Origin of the sequence: Brevundimonas sp. GCM10030266, from assembly GCF_042666595.1 — a bacterium.
Taxonomy (GTDB): Bacteria; Pseudomonadota; Alphaproteobacteria; order Caulobacterales; family Caulobacteraceae; genus Brevundimonas.
Map to the genome: position 1 here is coordinate 428,802 of NZ_JBHTCY010000002.1, position 15,017 is coordinate 443,818.

At 67.4% G+C, this 15,017-nt stretch carries 17 protein-coding genes; 6 read left to right on the forward strand and 11 right to left on the reverse strand.

Features of this window, described 5'->3' with window-relative positions; all coding sequences use genetic code 11:
• Window positions 1-13 precede the first annotated feature (13 nt).
• From ACFQQC_RS08650 to ACFQQC_RS08665, 4 genes are all read right to left on the reverse strand, one after another.
• Complete coding sequence (locus ACFQQC_RS08650; RefSeq protein WP_376861640.1) at window positions 14-412, reverse strand: DUF3168 domain-containing protein; 399 nt, start codon at window positions 410-412, stop codon at window positions 14-16.
• Window positions 409-714, reverse strand: coding sequence for a phage head-tail adapter protein (locus ACFQQC_RS08655; RefSeq protein ID WP_376861642.1), 306 nt, complete (start codon window positions 712-714; stop codon window positions 409-411). The genes ACFQQC_RS08650 and ACFQQC_RS08655 overlap by 4 nt, the downstream gene beginning before the upstream one ends.
• Window positions 711-977: a head-tail connector protein gene (locus ACFQQC_RS08660; protein ID WP_376861644.1), complete on the reverse strand. Its 267-nt coding sequence runs from the start codon at window positions 975-977 to the stop codon at window positions 711-713. The genes ACFQQC_RS08655 and ACFQQC_RS08660 overlap by 4 nt, the downstream gene beginning before the upstream one ends.
• A gap of 69 nt (window positions 978-1,046) precedes the next feature.
• Window positions 1,047-2,264, reverse strand: a complete 1,218-nt coding sequence (locus ACFQQC_RS08665) for a phage major capsid protein (protein ID WP_376861646.1) — start codon at window positions 2,262-2,264, stop codon at window positions 1,047-1,049.
• A gap of 107 nt (window positions 2,265-2,371) precedes the next feature.
• On the opposite strand from ACFQQC_RS08665, the gene ACFQQC_RS08670 reads away from it, so the two are divergent.
• Window positions 2,372-3,148: a hypothetical protein gene (locus tag ACFQQC_RS08670; protein ID WP_376861648.1), complete on the forward strand. Its 777-nt coding sequence runs from the start codon at window positions 2,372-2,374 to the stop codon at window positions 3,146-3,148.
• On the opposite strand, the gene ACFQQC_RS08675 is transcribed toward ACFQQC_RS08670, so the two are convergent.
• From ACFQQC_RS08675 to ACFQQC_RS08690, 4 genes are all read right to left on the reverse strand, one after another.
• Window positions 3,132-3,560 carry an HK97 family phage prohead protease gene (locus ACFQQC_RS08675; protein ID WP_376861650.1) on the reverse strand — a complete coding sequence of 143 codons (429 nt, stop codon included), beginning with the start codon at window positions 3,558-3,560 and terminating at the stop codon, window positions 3,132-3,134. The genes ACFQQC_RS08670 and ACFQQC_RS08675 overlap by 17 nt on opposite strands.
• The gene (locus ACFQQC_RS08680; RefSeq protein WP_376861652.1) at window positions 3,557-3,784 is read right to left on the reverse strand and encodes a hypothetical protein; all 228 of its coding nucleotides are present in this window, start codon (window positions 3,782-3,784) and stop codon (window positions 3,557-3,559) included. Before ACFQQC_RS08680 ends, ACFQQC_RS08675 begins: the two co-directional genes overlap by 4 nt.
• A 3-nt stretch (window positions 3,785-3,787) precedes the next feature.
• Entirely contained in the window at window positions 3,788-4,948 is a 1,161-nt protein-coding gene (locus ACFQQC_RS08685) for a phage portal protein (RefSeq protein WP_376861654.1), read from the reverse strand.
• Window positions 4,949-5,108: 160 nt separating this feature from the next.
• Complete coding sequence (locus ACFQQC_RS08690; protein WP_376861655.1) at window positions 5,109-5,576, reverse strand: YcgN family cysteine cluster protein; 468 nt, start codon at window positions 5,574-5,576, stop codon at window positions 5,109-5,111.
• An 88-nt stretch (window positions 5,577-5,664) separates the two neighbouring features.
• Between ACFQQC_RS08690 and ACFQQC_RS08695 the strand changes: the two genes are divergently transcribed.
• Complete coding sequence (locus tag ACFQQC_RS08695) at window positions 5,665-7,371, forward strand: Hsp70 family protein (protein WP_376861657.1); 1,707 nt, start codon at window positions 5,665-5,667, stop codon at window positions 7,369-7,371.
• Window positions 7,368-9,233 (forward strand): hypothetical protein, encoded by a 1,866-nt coding sequence (locus tag ACFQQC_RS08700; protein WP_376861659.1) that lies wholly within the window; start codon window positions 7,368-7,370, stop codon window positions 9,231-9,233. Before ACFQQC_RS08695 ends, ACFQQC_RS08700 begins: the two co-directional genes overlap by 4 nt.
• A 7-nt stretch (window positions 9,234-9,240) precedes the next feature.
• Here ACFQQC_RS08700 and ACFQQC_RS08705 read toward each other — a convergent pair whose 3' ends face one another.
• The 3 genes from ACFQQC_RS08705 to ACFQQC_RS08715 form a co-directional block, all read right to left on the reverse strand.
• Window positions 9,241-9,579 (reverse strand): DMT family transporter, encoded by a 339-nt coding sequence (locus tag ACFQQC_RS08705; protein ID WP_376861661.1) that lies wholly within the window; start codon window positions 9,577-9,579, stop codon window positions 9,241-9,243.
• A complete protein-coding gene (locus tag ACFQQC_RS08710; RefSeq protein WP_376861663.1) occupies window positions 9,579-10,154 on the reverse strand; it encodes a TetR/AcrR family transcriptional regulator in 576 nt (191 codons plus the stop codon). Before ACFQQC_RS08710 ends, ACFQQC_RS08705 begins: the two co-directional genes overlap by 1 nt.
• A gap of 61 nt (window positions 10,155-10,215) precedes the next feature.
• Window positions 10,216-10,806, reverse strand: a complete 591-nt coding sequence (locus ACFQQC_RS08715) for a hypothetical protein (protein ID WP_376861665.1) — start codon at window positions 10,804-10,806, stop codon at window positions 10,216-10,218.
• Between the two features lie 77 nt (window positions 10,807-10,883).
• On the opposite strand from ACFQQC_RS08715, the gene ACFQQC_RS08720 reads away from it, so the two are divergent.
• The 3 genes from ACFQQC_RS08720 (at window position 10,884) to ACFQQC_RS08730 (ending at window position 14,976) form a co-directional block, all read left to right on the forward strand.
• A complete protein-coding gene (locus ACFQQC_RS08720) occupies window positions 10,884-12,731 on the forward strand; it encodes an ABC-F family ATP-binding cassette domain-containing protein (protein WP_376861666.1) in 1,848 nt (615 codons plus the stop codon).
• 53 nt (window positions 12,732-12,784) lie between these two features.
• Window positions 12,785-13,825 (forward strand): alpha/beta hydrolase, encoded by a 1,041-nt coding sequence (locus ACFQQC_RS08725; RefSeq protein ID WP_376861668.1) that lies wholly within the window; start codon window positions 12,785-12,787, stop codon window positions 13,823-13,825.
• A 602-nt stretch (window positions 13,826-14,427) separates the two neighbouring features.
• Window positions 14,428-14,976: a hypothetical protein gene (locus ACFQQC_RS08730; RefSeq protein ID WP_376861670.1), complete on the forward strand. Its 549-nt coding sequence runs from the start codon at window positions 14,428-14,430 to the stop codon at window positions 14,974-14,976.
• Window positions 14,977-15,017: the final 41 nt, after the last annotated feature.

A 15,017-nucleotide genomic window follows, 5' to 3' on the forward strand; every position in this document is an offset into this window, starting at 1 on the left:
CGGTCTCCGATTGTCAGATGTCTTCGGTCACGGCCCGCACGCGCAGGACCGCATAGGTTCGATGGCCGGTGGAGGAGCGCCAGACGTCGGTGAACCGGACGCCCAGGCTCACGGCCCGCACGGCGTCGGCCTCCACGACCGCGTCCTGCAGGCACAACCGGACAGCCGCCATCGCCGCCTTGGCTTCCTCCCCACCGAGGAAACTCGATACGATGGTCAGGGTCAGCAGATGCTCGATCGCGCCGCCATCCGCGCCGAGCGAACGGCTCTCGCTACGGCTGAAGGTCAGATGCGGATACCTCGGAGGCGATGGCGCCGTGTCCCAGATCCGGTCTCCGAGCAGGGCCTGTGTCGCCGGATCGGACCTGAGGCGCGCGATGATGCCCTTCTGCAGGGCCAGTTCATGGCTCATGGCCGTCGCTCCAGATTCAGGATGCTGCGCCCGCCGACCACTTCGCCGGACCGGATACGCCAGTCGCCGCCGCCAAACCTCAACACACGGCCCGCAGACAGCCGGGCGTCCGACCGCGCCTCGGCGGTCAGGCTCTCGATCTCGATGGATCCGCCCGCCTCGGACCGGTCGCGCCTGCGGACCTGACCGACCTTCAGCCAGGCCGTGCCCATCGGCGCATAGGTGACGCTTCGGCCGCCATAAGGCGTCTCCGCTTCGTTGGCCTCGAACAGTTCGGCCAGCAGGTTCCGGCGCGGGCTCACAGCCGCACCACGCGATACGGCGCAAGCCAGGCCTCGACCGGCTGGATCGGCATTTCACTTTCGCCCCGCTCATAGGCGCGCAGCGTCAGCATCAGGATCGCCAGCCTCAGCGGTGCGGGCGAGGTCGAGGTGAGGCCCAGCCCCACATCCCCCTCGACCCGCAGTCGCGCGGCCTCGATCAGCGTCTGGATCAGTTCGTCCTCCGCGCCGTGTTCGACGCGCAGGAATTGCTTCGCCTCGGCGAGAGACACCGGTGCGGTCATGAGAACCTCGATTGTCTGGACGTTGCGGCGGCGGGCCTGGGCCCGCCGCCTGCGGACAAGGCGTGACCGTCAGCTCGCGCTGAACTTCATCACCTTGATGGCGTCGAAATCCTGCACCCCGCCGCCGACACGACGCGTGGTGTAGAACAGCACATAGGGCTTGGCGGAGTACGGATCCCTCAGCACCCTGACCCCGGCGCGATCCACGATCAGATAGCCCCGGCGGAAGTCACCGAAGGCGATTGCCGGCGCATTGGCCGCGATGTCCGGCATGGTTTCGATCTCGGTCACAGGATAGCCCAGCAGCGACGCCGTCTCGCCCGCCCGCTGGGCCGGTTGCCAGATGTAGTTGCCGTCCGCGTCCTTGAACTTGCGCACCGCCGACACCGTCCGTCGGTTCATCACGAACCGGGCGTTCGGTCGGTACTGGGCCTTGGGCGCGTAGATCAGATCGATCAGCCGATCGGTCGCGTGGGTCGCCGCGAAGGTGCCAGCGCCACCGGACGGCACATAGCCGATCTCACCCCACGAATGGTCCGCCTGGCTGACGATCTCGTAGTTCAGGAAGCCCCGCGGCTTGTTGGTTCCGTCGCCGGTGACGAAGGCCTGCGTCTCCTGCGCGGCGAAGGCGTCCTCCACCTCGGCGGCCAGCCATTCATCCAGATCGACCAGGGCGTCATCCAGCAGGGACTGGGTCGCCGCCGGACAGGCATAGAGATCGGCCGCCGGAAACTCGAGCAGCGAAAGCGTCGCCGGATCCGTCTCCGGTCGCGCCGCCGTCTCGGCGACCCAGCCCGATCCGACACCCGCGATGGACACCGGCTTGCGGAACACGCCCGCCTGCACCGTGCGCACCGTGGCGATGTCGCGCATCGGCGAGCCGGCCATCAGGCGGCGCTCGATCGCCCGTTCGGTCTGCTCCGGCACGACATAGCCGGCCGAGTTGGACGCGGACGACAGTCCCGCCTTCACCTCCAGCGCCTGCCCGGCGCGCAGATAGCCGTCGAACGCCGCCTTCGCTTCCGGCGCCTCAACGGCTTTCGGTTCACCGCCGATCGGCGTGCGGCGCTGTTCGCTCAGTGCCCGGTCCAGTCGCGCCTGGGCGCTGCTGACCGCCTGATCGATACGCGCCACCTTTTCCTCCAGCAGCGTGTCCGCCGACGCCTTCCGCTCGATCTCGTCCAGCCGTGCGTCATTTGCGCCTTTGAACGCCTCGAACGCCGCCATCATTTCATGCATGGCGGCGCGAGCCTCCGGCGTGGCCGGGGCCTGTTTGGTCTCTTTCATGGTGTCTCCGGTTGAAGAACCGCGGAACGCGGTTAGGGTCAGGGCGTGCATCGCCCCGAAACTCATCGCCTGATCGGCTTCGCCTGCGCGTCATCGGGTTGCGCCCGATGAGCCGCTACAGCCGTCTTGAGCGCACGGTGATGAACGCCCTGGCCCATGATCTGCGCGCGGAAATTCCTGACCTCGCCGGCCAGTTCGAGGGCAGCCGCCCCAATCAGCGGGTGAACTCCGGCTTCGGCCTGTTCACGGAAATGATCGTGGATCGGGCCGGTGCGGCCCCGTCATCCGGTCCCACCGGCGATCTCGGCACGGTCCACGCCATGGTCGGATCCCTGCCCGATGCTATCGCCTTCAAGGCCCGCGTCCGTCACGGCGTCCTGCTCGGCCTCCTGGGCGACAGCTACGGCCAGGACACCCGCGCAATCGATTTCGCGACCGTGACCTTCAATCAGGTCTTCACGGTCGATGCATCGGGCCGTTCCATCTCGTTCGAGCCCGCCCGATCGGCGCCGCCCAGCCCTGCGCGTGACCTGCAACGCCGGAACGATACGCCCCGTCCGACCGCGGTCGCGGTCCCTCCTGCGGTGAAGACCGTCGACGCCCCGCAGCAGGTCCGGAAGGCAGATATCCCCGCACCGCATCTTCCCACCCGGTCGCCGCAGCCCGCCGAGCCGGTCGTCGTCGATCAGATGACCCTGCTGATCGGTCTCTGGGCGCTAATCGGCGTGACGGCCCTGCTTCTCGTTTTCGTCTTCCAGCTCCCCTTCGCCTTCGGCGTCTTCTTCGCCCTCATCGTTGGGCGAACAGTGAAAGACCCGAAGGTGCTGGCGAGGGTTCGCAAGGTTGTCGACGGCTGGACCGCCGCCTCTACCGGGAAAGACTGAACCGCGCGCCCGGCAGCATCGGGAAGGTCACCAGCGACACCTCCCAGAGGTCCACCTCGGTCAGCACGCGCAGCGCGCCCTCCCGTCTGGCCCGGACAGCCCGGAACCCGATCGACAGCGCATCCATGCCCCCCGCCCGCGCCAGCGCCCCGGCGAACCGCGCCTCGGCGGACCAGTCCCGGATGCGGCCGCGCACGAACAGACCCCGCTCGTCCTCCTGCATATGCTCCCACACTCCGACGATGGCGCGGCCTTCGTGCTGGTGCAGCATCCGCACGCCGCCGGCTCCGGTTTTCGCCAGACTGTTCGCAAAGGCGCCCGGAGCCACCACGTCCCGGTTCAGGTCCGCGACGCCCCACAGGGAGGCATAGCCCTCGATCAGCAAGCCGGCGTCCGCCACGGCCTCCGTCATCGCCGTGCCTCCAGCCTTTGTTCGATCCGCTCGACCGCAGCCCGCGTCGCTTCACCCTGGGCTTCGAGGCGCGCCAGACGTTCCGCGACCAGCCGTTGCTCGCCGACCCGTTCCTCCAGCGTCGCGATCCGGGCCGCCGCTCCGCCCGCCCAGACCAGCCCGCCGATCGTCTGCACGACCAGGGCGGTGATCAGCGCCACCGGAATCTTTCGCAAACTGTCCATCGGTCAGTCTCCCAGCCCGGCCATGCGTCGCCGTTCCTCGTCGGTCAGGAAGCTCGCCGCCTCCAGACGCGCCCACAGCGCCTCCCGTTCGGGCTGCAGGGCGGGCACGGCGTCCAGATCGGGCTCAATCCGCACCCCGTCGAACCGCCCGCCCAGCCACACCGTCAACGCCGCCGCTGTTTTGCGCACCAGCGGCGCGATGGTCCCTCGCCAGAAGGCCGTGTTGGCCTCGCGATAGTTGGCGTAGGTCGCGTCTCCGGGGATGCCCAGCAATTGCGGCGGCACCCCGAACGCCAGGGCGATCTCCCGGGCCGCCGCATGCTTTCCGGCGATGAAATCCATGTCCGCCGGCGTCCAGCTCAGCGGCTTCCAGTCCATTCCACCTTCCAGCACCAGCGGCCGGCCGGCATTGGCGACCCCGCTGTGCAGGTCATCGATCTGGCCCTTCAGCGCCGTGAACTGCTCGTCCGTCAGCCGCTCGCCTTCCCGCGCGGTGAACACCAGCGCCCCGGACGGTCGCGCCGAGTTGTCCAGCAGCGCCTTGTTCCACTGGCCGGAAGCGTTGTGCACGTCGATGGAAAAGGACGCGGCCTCCAGGGGCGAGAAGCCGTAGTGGTCATCCAGTGGATGAAACAGCTTCAGGTGCAGGACCGGCATCCAACCGTCCGACGCCCGCCCGAACGTCACCGACCGGCCATTCAGCGCATACTCATAGGCGTCCGGCCATCCGCTGCGCCCGGGCACGACCTTCATCCGGTCAGGCCTCAGGGACCACAACTCTTCCGGCGCCTCCGTTCCGGCGGCTTCGACATAGGCGTTCCCCGCGGTCTGCAGCGCGCCATAGACGCCCTCCAGCCACTCAACGCCCGACTGCTCCGGATTGGGCCGGCCCAGCAAATCCGCCAGCGGATGCGTCTCGTCGCGAACGCCATCCACGAACACCGCCAGCGGGGTCGCCGCCGCGGCTTCCGCGATCATGCGGACGCAACGGTAGGCCACCGGGTTCTGCGTGAAACCGGCCGCCGTCAGACTGGCCAGATCCCTCGGCGTCCAGCGAGCCCGTCCACCGCTGCCGACCGCGATCAGGGCGCCGACCCGGCTGTCCTTGGTTTCAGGCGCGGCGATGCGCCGGCGGTCCCCGAAGGGCCGTCGCCAGTTCAGCATGATGATCTCCGTGGAGCGGGACCGGGGCCGCCTCGGCCCTGTCGGTCTTTCCCGTCATGCCCAAAGTATGCACCGCCAGCGTCCGACTGCTGGAAGATCGCGGACTCTTTTTTACAAGCGCTTGATCACGTGGGACTTCCTCGCGTGAGTTCGGCCGAACTCAGACGCCGCGCTCCTCGCGCCACTCCGGCGCCTCGAAGTCGAGCGCGTCTTCCGGCTCCTTCAGCGCCAGCTCCGAAACGGTTTGCCCCTTCACCGACACCCCGGCCTCATGCACCGTTTCGCGGCTCCCCGAGATCAGGTGGTGCCAGGGCGCCAGCGTCCGTCCCTCATGCAGGCGACGATAGGCGCAGGACTTGGGCATCCACTCCAGCGCCTCGATGTTCCACGGGGTCAGCTTGATGCAATCCGGCACATGCTGCTTGCGGTTGGCATAGTCCGAACAGGTGCAGCGCACCGGGTCAAACAGCTTGCAGTGAACCCGCGTGGGTATCACCTCGCCCGTATCCTCGTCCTCGAACCGGACCAGGCAACACAGGCCGCACCCGTCGCACAGGCTCTCCCACTCCTCGCGGGTCATCTGATCGAGGGTCTTTGTGTCCCAGAAGGCGGTCATCGGCGGCTCCATACGCCGATCAGCCCGTTGTGTCGCCCACGCACTTTCCCCAAGGCCGTGGCCACGCTAGAAAAAGTCACGGCTTCTTCGGGGGATAGGCGTGATTATCGGGATTGATCTGGGCACGACCAATAGTGCGGTCGGCGTCTTCCGGGATGGCAAGGCGGAGCTGATCCCCAACAGCCTGGGTCACATCCTCACCCCGTCCGCGGTCAGCTTCGATGAGACCACCGGTGAGGTGATCACCGGCCTCGCGGCCCGCGAGCGGCAATCGACGCACCCTGAACTGACCGCCACGGCCTTCAAACGCTACATGGGCTCCAACCGGGTGACCCGGCTGGGCAAGAAGGATTTCACCGCCGAGGAACTGTCCGCCCTGGTCCTGGCCCGCCTGAAGTCGGACGCCGAGGCCTGGCTCGGCCAGCCGGTGACCGAGGCCGTCATCACCGTTCCGGCCTACTTCAACGACAAGCAGCGCAAGGCCACACGACGCGCCGGCGAACTGGCCGGCCTGAAGGTCGAGCGCCTGCTCAACGAGCCGACCGCCGCCGCCCTCGCCTACGGCATTCACGAACTGGGCGACGCCAGCCGCTTCCTCGTCTTCGATCTCGGCGGCGGCACCTTCGACGTCTCCGTGCTCGAGATCTTCGAGGGCATCATCGAGGTGCGCGCCTCGACCGGCGACAACCGGCTCGGCGGCGAGGACTTCAACGACATCCTGTGCGAGGAATTCCGTCGCACCGCCGGCAAGGAAGTGCCCGAGAAGGACCGCGCCGATCCCCTTCTTCGCGAGCGCATCCGCCACGCGGCCGAGCGCGCCCGTCGTGCCCTGACCGACGCGCCCTCGGCGACCATGTCCGTCACCTGGAAGGACAGGACCTACGAACGGCAGGTGACCGCGGACGACTTCGAGGCTCTTGCCGCCGGGCTTATCACCCGCCTTCGCGATCCGGTCCTTCGCTCGCTCCGGGATGCAAACCTGCGCGCCGATGAACTGTCCGAGATCATTCTGGTCGGCGGCTCGACCCGCATGCCGCTGGTCCGCCGGGCCATCACCCGCATGTTCGGCCGCTTCCCGGCCAATGCCGTCAATCCGGACGAGGCTGTCGCCGTGGGCGCCGCCGTACAGGCCGGCCTGAAGGCCCGCGACGTCGCCCTCAAGGAAGTCGTCATGACTGACGTCTGTCCCTACACCCTGGGCATCGCCGCCAGCGATCAGGATGCGAACGGCCGCTGGCTCCCGGCGACCCTTTCGCCGATTATCGAGCGCAACACCGTCATTCCCGCCAGTCGCGTTCAGTACTACGCCAACAGTTCCGCCAACCAGCGGGTGGTCGATATCCCTGTCTATCAGGGCGAGTCGCGAAACCTCGCGGACAACATCGAACTCGGCAAACTGGAAGTGCCGATCCCGTCCGGCCCGCCCGGCTCGGTCCAGATCGAAGTCCGCTTCAGCTACGACATCAACGGCCTTCTGGAAGTCGATGTCCACATCCCGAAGACCGGCGAGCGACGCGAACTGGTCATCGCTGATGAGGCGGTGAAGAACAACGAGGACTTCGAGAAGCGCCGCGCGGTTCTCGCGGCTCTCAAACAGCACCCCCGGGACGCGGACGCCAACAAGGCGGTCATGGCGCGCGCCAACCGCTGCTACGAGGAAAGTCTCGGCAATGATCGTCAGTTCATCGCCGGCGAGATCCAGCTGTTCGAAGGCGCCCTCGAGCGTCAGGATCCTCGCGACATCGAGCAGGCCCGCACCCGGCTGAGCGAGGTGCTCGACCGCTTCGAGGGCGAGACCTGGCTGTGAGGGGCTCGATCTGGGCCACGCTCGGCATCGACCCCACCAATGACGTCAACGAGATCCGGCGCGCCTACGCCCGACGGCTGAAGATCGTCCATCCTGAAGATGACCCGGAGGGTTTCCAGGACCTCCGCGCCGCCTTCGATCAGGCCACCGACATGGCCCGGAATGGCTGGGCCGTGCCGCGGGCGTATTCGGACGACGTCGATGACGACGAGGATGACGATTTCGACGGTGTCTGGCCCGATATCGAGGCCTCCCGTCGCTGGACCCGCCCGGAGGTTCCGCCGTCACCGATCGAGGAACCCGCGCCCCGTCCGTCGCGCTCCACGCAGGACTGGACTATCGGCGCGCCCGCTCCTGCCTCGGAAGACGCCGCGGACATCCGCGCCGAACTGGATCGCGAACATGAGCTGGTCCAGTCCCACAGGGCGCTCTGCGACCGCCTCACGCACCTGCTGTCCCATCCCGACGGGGATCGTCACTCCGCCCTCTCGGCCATGCTGGCGATCTTCCGGTCTCCGGCGATGGACTCCCTTCAGACGCACATCCAGACCGAACACTGGCTCGCGTGGACGATCGGCGGCGCCGGGCCGGTGGCGGACGATCTCGTCGAGCCGCTGATCCAGTTCTTCGGCTGGGATAATCGTCGGATTGGCGTCGACCTGAGCCATGCTTCCATGGTGTTGCAGCGACGGGAGACCACCGCTGTCCTTCGTCATCTCCAGCAGAGCAACTCCCCGGATCACGCGGCCTGGCGGGCGCTCAGCAAGCCTGCAACGCTCCAGAGCCGCCTCCGCGAGCGCTTCACCCTCGGACTTGAAGCCAGGGTCAGCGCCCTGCTCGACCGCCTCGACTACGACCTCGCCGGCCTGCTTCCCCAGACCGATCCCAAAGCGATGGAAAGATGGCGCCGGCGGCAGAGAGCGCCGATCTTTCCCGCGATCTTCCTCTGGGCGCTCCTGACGCTTCCCCTGCTCTTCACCGGCCTGGGAATGTCGGCGGAGTTGTTCGGACCACCGGACCTGATCGACGCCCTCGCCCTCTGGGTTCTGGCGCTGTCGGTCCTCACAGGGCTGGGAGCCGTCTGGCTTTACGGCCTCGTTCGCCCGCGGCGGCGGTGGCGAGATGACGGACGGGTCTGGACCCGACCTGCGTGGATCCGGCTCGGCTGGGCCCCGGTCGCCGTGATCGTTCTACTCGTCTCGTCGGTCATTCCCGGCGATCTTCCCTGGGTCGCGGCCTGGTGGCTCATCCTGGGCCCGCTGGTCGCCTGGACGAGCATCACCAACGCCCATTTCGAGGAAAGCCGGAACGGCCTGAGAGCCGGCTTCTTCATGGCGATGATTCCGCTCGGCTGGCTGGTCGTCCACGCCCACGGCGCGCCCTGGGTCAGCCTCTGCTGGGTCGCGACGGGTGTGACGCTTGTGGCGCACCACGGACGCCCGGCGCTGGAGGACGCCTGGCTCAACCTGTCTCACGGCCGACGGCAGATCACCGCCACCATGCTGGCCATCGCCACGGTGGCCGCAACGGTCGCCGTCGCCACCGTTCCGGTTCCCGACAACGACTGGAGCCTCAGGACCGTCGCCGCCGCGGCCCTCATCCTCATGATCCTCGCCGCCCGTCCGATCCGCCTGATCCAGTCCCTGGCCGCCCAGACTCTGTGGTTCAACTGGATGCGGTTCGGCTGGCTCCCCTGCGCGGTCGCGGTCTGGTTCGCGCCCTACACGGTCATGGCCTCGGCGACCTTCGTCGCGGCCGGCGCGTGGCTGGCCGGCGGCGCCCTGCTGACCTTCGTAACGGAAGCGGCGCCCCGCCTCGACCAGCTTCTGTCCCGACCGACCCGGAAGAACGGCCGTCGCTAGCCGGGCCTCAGTGGCTGACGCTCTTCGAGAACAGGTTGATGACCAGCACCCCGGTCACGATGAGCCCCAGCCCGGCGATGGCGGGCAGGTCCAGCTTCTGCTTGAACAGGACCACGCCGATGGTCGCGATCGCCACCACGCCCAGGCCGCTCCAGATCGCATAGGCCAGCCCAACCGGAATCTGCCGCAGGGCGAGGCTCAGCAGGTAGAAGGCGGTCAGGTAGCAGACCGCCAGCCCCAGCGTCGGCCACAGCCGGCTGAACTGCTCCGACTTCTGCAGCAAGGTGGTGCCGACCACCTCGAACGCGATAGCGCCCAGCAGGGCCGCCCAGGTCGTCGGGTTCATCAGGCTGCTTCCATCAGCGTCTGGCCAGGCGTCAGCAGCGACAGCAGCGCCTGCCTCTGGGCCGGCGACACGTCGTGGATTCCGAACAGGTCCGACATCCAGAGCCCGTCGGCGACCAGTCGGAGCAACAGGGCGTCGTCCGCCCCGACCGGATCGGTCGGATCCTCTTCCTTGACCCGTCTGACGCCGTCCGACCACCGGGTCCGCAGCGAGGGCTCAATCGCGCAAGCGACCAGCATGGCGCGTCCGATCGAGACGTCGCAGGCCGTCACCGCATCGTTGATCGTCACCCGCAGATAGGCGCGGGCATGGCGCCCATAGGGCTGCGGATCACGCGCCGCCTCGGCCAGAACCGCCTCACAGAACATGTCCGCCAGATGGTCCGTCAGACCTTCCAGCAAGGCCAGCTTCGTCGGAAAATGATGCAGCAACGCGCCCTTGCTGACCGATGTCCGTGCGGCCACGGCATCGAGCGTGAAGCCCATCGCCCCAACCTCGGCGGCGACTTCCAGCGCCCTGTCGATGATCTCTGCGCGCGTGGTTTCGGGCGCGCGGCGGCGGGTCAGCGTATCCATTTCCACTACATACCATCCAGACGGTAAGCGTCAACCAACCTCCGCTGCGGCGGCGTGTCGCTCAGTCGCCGGCTCTCGCGCGATGCCGGCTGACATAGATCCAGATCGCCAGCCCGACTGTCAGGCCCAGCCCAGCGAACACCGCGCCCAGAGAGGAGAAGATGGAGATCAGCAAGCCGCCGATGAAATCCCGCCCGACCGCGATGACCGCCTGCGGACCACCACCCTCGCCGTAGTCGGCGCTGACTCGATAAATCCCGGCCTGCTCGATCCGGAACGCGCCGATCGAACGCCCCTGCCGCCCACCGAGGCTGTATGTGGAGGATGCCGCGGGATCGCTCAGGGCGACCGACGCGCCCTCAGCATCTTCGACCCGGACCTGAAGACCGGGAACCTCATCGACCACATACGCCCGCCCTTCGACGACGCTGCGTGTCTCCAGAAAGACCGTGTGCGTTCCCGGCTCGAGGGCCACCTCGCGCGCGCCGGGAACGACAATCTGCTGTAGGCCGTCTTTCATCTTCGGCAGTTGGGTCGCCAGGATCACGCCCATGGCGGCGAAGCCGAGGATCATCGGCAGCAGGGCGACCAGATAGAAGATCCGTCCCGGCCGGGGCCTTGCTGGCCGCAACCGGCCTTCCGCGCTCGTCATCCGCAGCCTCTGTTCCGTTCGATCGCGACTACATCGCGCCCCGCCTGATGCGTCAACGCCAATGGCCGAACGCAGGGATGGTCGCTATATGGCCCGCCATGGCTGCCCGTCCCCCCCTCGTCGCTCTCAAGGATGTCCGTCTTCAGGATGGTCAACGCCCATTGTTCGACGGCGTCGACATGGCCATCGAGCCGCGCACCCGCGCCGCCCTCGTCGGTCGCAACGGCGCGGGCAAGTCCACCCTGATGAAGCTGGTCATGGGCCTGATCGAGCCGGACGCCGGCGACCGTTCGGTGCAGGCTGGCACCCGCTTCGCCTATGTCCCGCAGGAGCCGGACATCAGGGGCGAAACCCTGCTGGACTACGCCGCGTCCGGCGACGCCGAGCGCTGGACGGCCGAAAGCTGGCTCACCACCTTCGGGCTCGATCCGAACAAGCCGGCCGTCAACCTGTCGGGTGGCGAGACCCGCCGCGCCGCCCTGGCCAAGGCCTTCGCCGAAGAGCCCGACCTGCTGCTCCTCGACGAGCCGACCAACCACCTCGATATCCTCGCCATCGAACTGCTTGAGAACGAGCTGCTTTCGGCCCGTTTCGCCGTTCTGGTCGTCAGCCACGACCGCGCCTTCCTCAACCGCGTCACCCAGTCGGTGCACTGGCTTGAAGGCCGCAAGGTCCGCACCCTCGACAAAGGCTTCGTCGCTTTTGACGAATGGGCCGCCAAGGTCATGGAGGAGGAAGCCGAGTCCCTCCGTCGCCTGACCAAGAAGATCGAGGCCGAGACCTACACCTTCTACCGCTCCATCACCGCCCAGCGCACCCGCAACGAGGGCCGCGCCCGCGCCCTCATGGCCATGCGCGCCGACCGCGCTGAACGGGTCAAGGATCTGCCGCGCGAACTCCACCTCGGCGTCGACAGCGGCGCGACCTCCGGCAAGCTGGTCGCCGACCTCAAGGGCGTCACCAAGCGCTTCGGCGACCGCACCATCTTCAAGGGCCTGACCACCCGGGTCATCCGGGGCGACCGTCTCGCCATCGTCGGCCCCAACGGCGCGGGCAAGACCACGCTGGTGAAGGTCCTGCTCGGCGAACTCGCGCCCGACGAAGGCACGGTGCGCCTCGGCGCGAACCTCGAACCGGTCTATCTCGACCAGTCCCGCGAGGGCCTGAAGTCCGACATGACCCTGTGGGACGCCCTGACCCCCGGCGGCGGCGACTCCATCCTCGTGCGCGGCCACTCCAAACACGTCGCCGCCTACGCCAAGGACTTCCTGTTCCAGGAAGCCCAGCTGCGCCAGCCGATCTCGACCCTGTCGGGCGGTGAACGGAACCGGCTCCTGCTGGCCCGCGCCCTGGCCAAGCCGGCCAACATGCTGATCCTCGACGAGCCGACCAACGACCTCGACATGGACACGCTCGAGAAGCTGGAAGAGCTGCTGGAGAGCTATGACGGCACCCTGATTCTGGTCAGCCACGACCGGGATTTCGTGGATCGCCTCGCCACCTCGACCATCGCCATGAACGGGCGCGGCGATATCGTCGAGACGCCCGGTGGATGGACCGACTTCATCCGCCAGAACCCCGGCTTCCTCCAGCCCGGCGCCAATCCGCGTCCGCAGGACAAGGAAGCGGCGAGGCGCGCCGAGGCCAATCCCGCCCCCGCCTCCCTCGCCGCGACGCCGAAGAAGCCCGGCAAGATGTCCTTCAAGGACGTCCACCGCCTGAAGGAAATCGAGGGTCTGTTGGAAACCCTGCCGGCCGAGATCGCGAAGCAGGACGCCATCCTCTCCGATCCCGACCTCTACAGCCGCGATCCCTCCGCCTTCGACAAGGCGATGAAGGCGGCGGAGAAGGCGCGCACCCAGCTCGAGGAGATCGAACTGGAATGGCTGGAGCTCGAAGAGAAGAAGGCCGCCCTCGCCGGCTGACGGCGGCCCGACGCCGCATCGCCACGTTCGCCGAACCGGCCTAGCGTCTCCTGATGGTCGCCACTGTCCACCGAGTCGAACTGACGCCGTCAGAACGCCGCACAGCCGCCCGGATCAATGCCGGCCTGGCGCTCATGCCCCGCCTCAAGACCGACAACTGGCGACTGGAAGCCGGCCAGTGGGCCAGCGCCAGACTGGGCGGCGCCGCCCAGACTGTGACCGCCGCCTGGCTGAAACGGCGCGGCATAAGGGTCGAGACCCTGCGTATCCCGTCCTCCGACGGAGAGGTCTCGCTGCGCATCCTTCACCCGCCCGGCCCGCCACGCGGGGTCATTCTGGATATGCATGGCGGCGGCTGGGTCGTCGGCAGCGCCGGCCTGAATGATCATCTGAACGCCAGCCTCGTCGCCGAAACCGGCCTGGCCGTGGTCTCGGTGGACTATCGCCTGCTCAGCGAACGTCGAGGCGTCCTCCTTGATCACGCCATCGCGGACTGCCTGACGGCGGGACTATGGCTGGCCGACAATGCCGCATCGCGCTTCGGAACAGAGGCCTTGTTCCTGATCGGGGAGTCCGCCGGCGCCCACCTCGGCGCCCTTACGGCCTTGTCCCTCAGGGACAGGGGCCGCTTCGCCGCCTTCCGGGGCTGCGTCTTTATCTACGGCGTCTTTGACCTGTCGGGCACACCGTCCGTCCGGGCAGCCAACCGCCAGACCTTGCTTCTCAACGGTCCGACAATGGCTGCCGACATGGCCCGGTTGCTGCCGGACCGGGACGAGGCAGGCCGCCGCCGTCCGGACGTCTCGCCCCTCCATGCCGAGATGCGTGACCTTCCCCCCGCCCTGTTCGTCTCGGGCGATCTCGACCCGCTCAGGGATGACAGCGTCCTGATGGCGGAGGCCTGGTCGACCGCCGCGCCGGCCGAACTGATCGAGGTGCCGCTGGCGCCGCACGGCTTTGTTCATTTCGGCGGTCCGCTCGCCCGCCGAACGATGACCGATGTCGGGCTCTGGCTGACCCGAACCCTGACCGCGAAGCCGGATTCAGGGGCATTCCGGACGAAAATTGACCCTGTTTCGCCGCCCTGTGCATAACGTCGCAATACCTTCACATATCGAAGAAAATTGCCGATCTGGAATTCTTGATACAGGGATTGGACAAGTTTTATCCCTGAATTGATCCACAAGCGGAGCATTCGGGCTGCTTGCTGGATCCCGGATTTGGAGCGAACTTGATCAGGCCGAGGGACACGGCGGCGCGGAAAACCGGGGAGACCCGGGGCTCAAGGCGAACCGGCCCGGCTCTCTGACCCGACGCTTCGGGCGATCTTCGGATCGTAACGGGCGGGAGGCAGGATCAAGGCCCCAGGGGGACGCTGACGACTTCGGTCGGATGCGGAACCGGACGGGAACCGGATCGGGATCGAAGGACGGCGCGGGCTGGACCTGCGGAACGCCGGGGACCCTGAGCGCGACAGGATACAGCTGACCATCACCGGGGTTCGCCCTGCTGATGCCGAAGCCAGGGTCCGGAACCTCAACGGCCAAGTCCAACCCGGACTTGGCGAGGGGACGAGGAGCAGCGGTTCGCCGTAGCCCTTCGTCCCCTCGCTCAATTCCGGCCCGGACCATACCCCTCGACATACACCGCAGGCTCGCTAGGCTTGCCGGGTTGCTGATCTCGGGGGAGAACTCAAATGCTGACAAATGCCTTGATCGCCGTCGCGATAACGACCGCGCCGATGCAGGATACGCCTCGCCCACCCGCGCTCACGAACGCCGAAGCCTGCCTGCGCGAGAAGGTGGCCGATGCTGTTCGCGTTTCGAGCGGGGCGACCGACGCCGCGGAATTCCTCATCAGCTACCTGTGCGCCGGCCCCGTTGGTGCGGCGTCTAGTTGGCAGCGCAACACCGAGATGCTGCAGAACATCAAGGGCGTGTTCGACGGCCTGAATCTGGCGACGTCCCGGACCGCCATCGACGCGGATGACGCGGAACTGTCCCCCGAAGAGCAGGAGCTGAACGAGGCGGCAGCCGGCATGGACTTCTTCGGCGAAGGCCTCGACGGCGTGTCAATTGATCCCGTCAGCGGCGAGTTCCTGTTTTCTGGCGAAGCCAGCGGGGTCGCGGCGAACATGGTCCGCACCCAAACCGGCGCTCTCGGCCAGTTGTTCAACGATCCGGTCCCCGTTTTTCTGAGGGAGTTGGCTGGCCGACTGGTGCTTGAACACAGCCCTCGTCGCTAGGCGTTCGTCCGCCCTTTCGTCGCCATCGCCTTGGCCGTAAA

Bases quoted from the DNA above. Each gene is read 5' to 3' on its own strand.
- ACFQQC_RS08650 (WP_376861640.1), bottom strand. From the start codon at position 412: ATGAGCCATGAACTGGCCCTGCAGAAGGGCATCATCGCGCGCCTCAGG.
- ACFQQC_RS08660 (WP_376861644.1), bottom strand. From the start codon at position 977: ATGACCGCACCGGTGTCTCTCGCCGAGGCGAAGCAATTCCTGCGCGTC.
- ACFQQC_RS08665 (WP_376861646.1), bottom strand. From the start codon at position 2,264: ATGAAAGAGACCAAACAGGCCCCGGCCACGCCGGAGGCTCGCGCCGCC.
- ACFQQC_RS08670 (WP_376861648.1), top strand. From the start codon at position 2,372: ATGAGCCGCTACAGCCGTCTTGAGCGCACGGTGATGAACGCCCTGGCC.
- ACFQQC_RS08675 (WP_376861650.1), bottom strand. From the start codon at position 3,560: ATGACGGAGGCCGTGGCGGACGCCGGCTTGCTGATCGAGGGCTATGCC.
- ACFQQC_RS08680 (WP_376861652.1), bottom strand. From the start codon at position 3,784: ATGGACAGTTTGCGAAAGATTCCGGTGGCGCTGATCACCGCCCTGGTC.
- ACFQQC_RS08685 (WP_376861654.1), bottom strand. From the start codon at position 4,948: ATGCTGAACTGGCGACGGCCCTTCGGGGACCGCCGGCGCATCGCCGCG.
- ACFQQC_RS08690 (WP_376861655.1), bottom strand. From the start codon at position 5,576: ATGGAGCCGCCGATGACCGCCTTCTGGGACACAAAGACCCTCGATCAG.
- ACFQQC_RS08705 (WP_376861661.1), bottom strand. From the start codon at position 9,579: ATGAACCCGACGACCTGGGCGGCCCTGCTGGGCGCTATCGCGTTCGAG.
- ACFQQC_RS08710 (WP_376861663.1), bottom strand. From the start codon at position 10,154: ATGGATACGCTGACCCGCCGCCGCGCGCCCGAAACCACGCGCGCAGAG.
- ACFQQC_RS08715 (WP_376861665.1), bottom strand. From the start codon at position 10,806: ATGACGAGCGCGGAAGGCCGGTTGCGGCCAGCAAGGCCCCGGCCGGGA.
- ACFQQC_RS08720 (WP_376861666.1), top strand. From the start codon at position 10,884: ATGGTCGCTATATGGCCCGCCATGGCTGCCCGTCCCCCCCTCGTCGCT.
- ACFQQC_RS08725 (WP_376861668.1), top strand. From the start codon at position 12,785: ATGGTCGCCACTGTCCACCGAGTCGAACTGACGCCGTCAGAACGCCGC.
- ACFQQC_RS08730 (WP_376861670.1), top strand. From the start codon at position 14,428: ATGCTGACAAATGCCTTGATCGCCGTCGCGATAACGACCGCGCCGATG.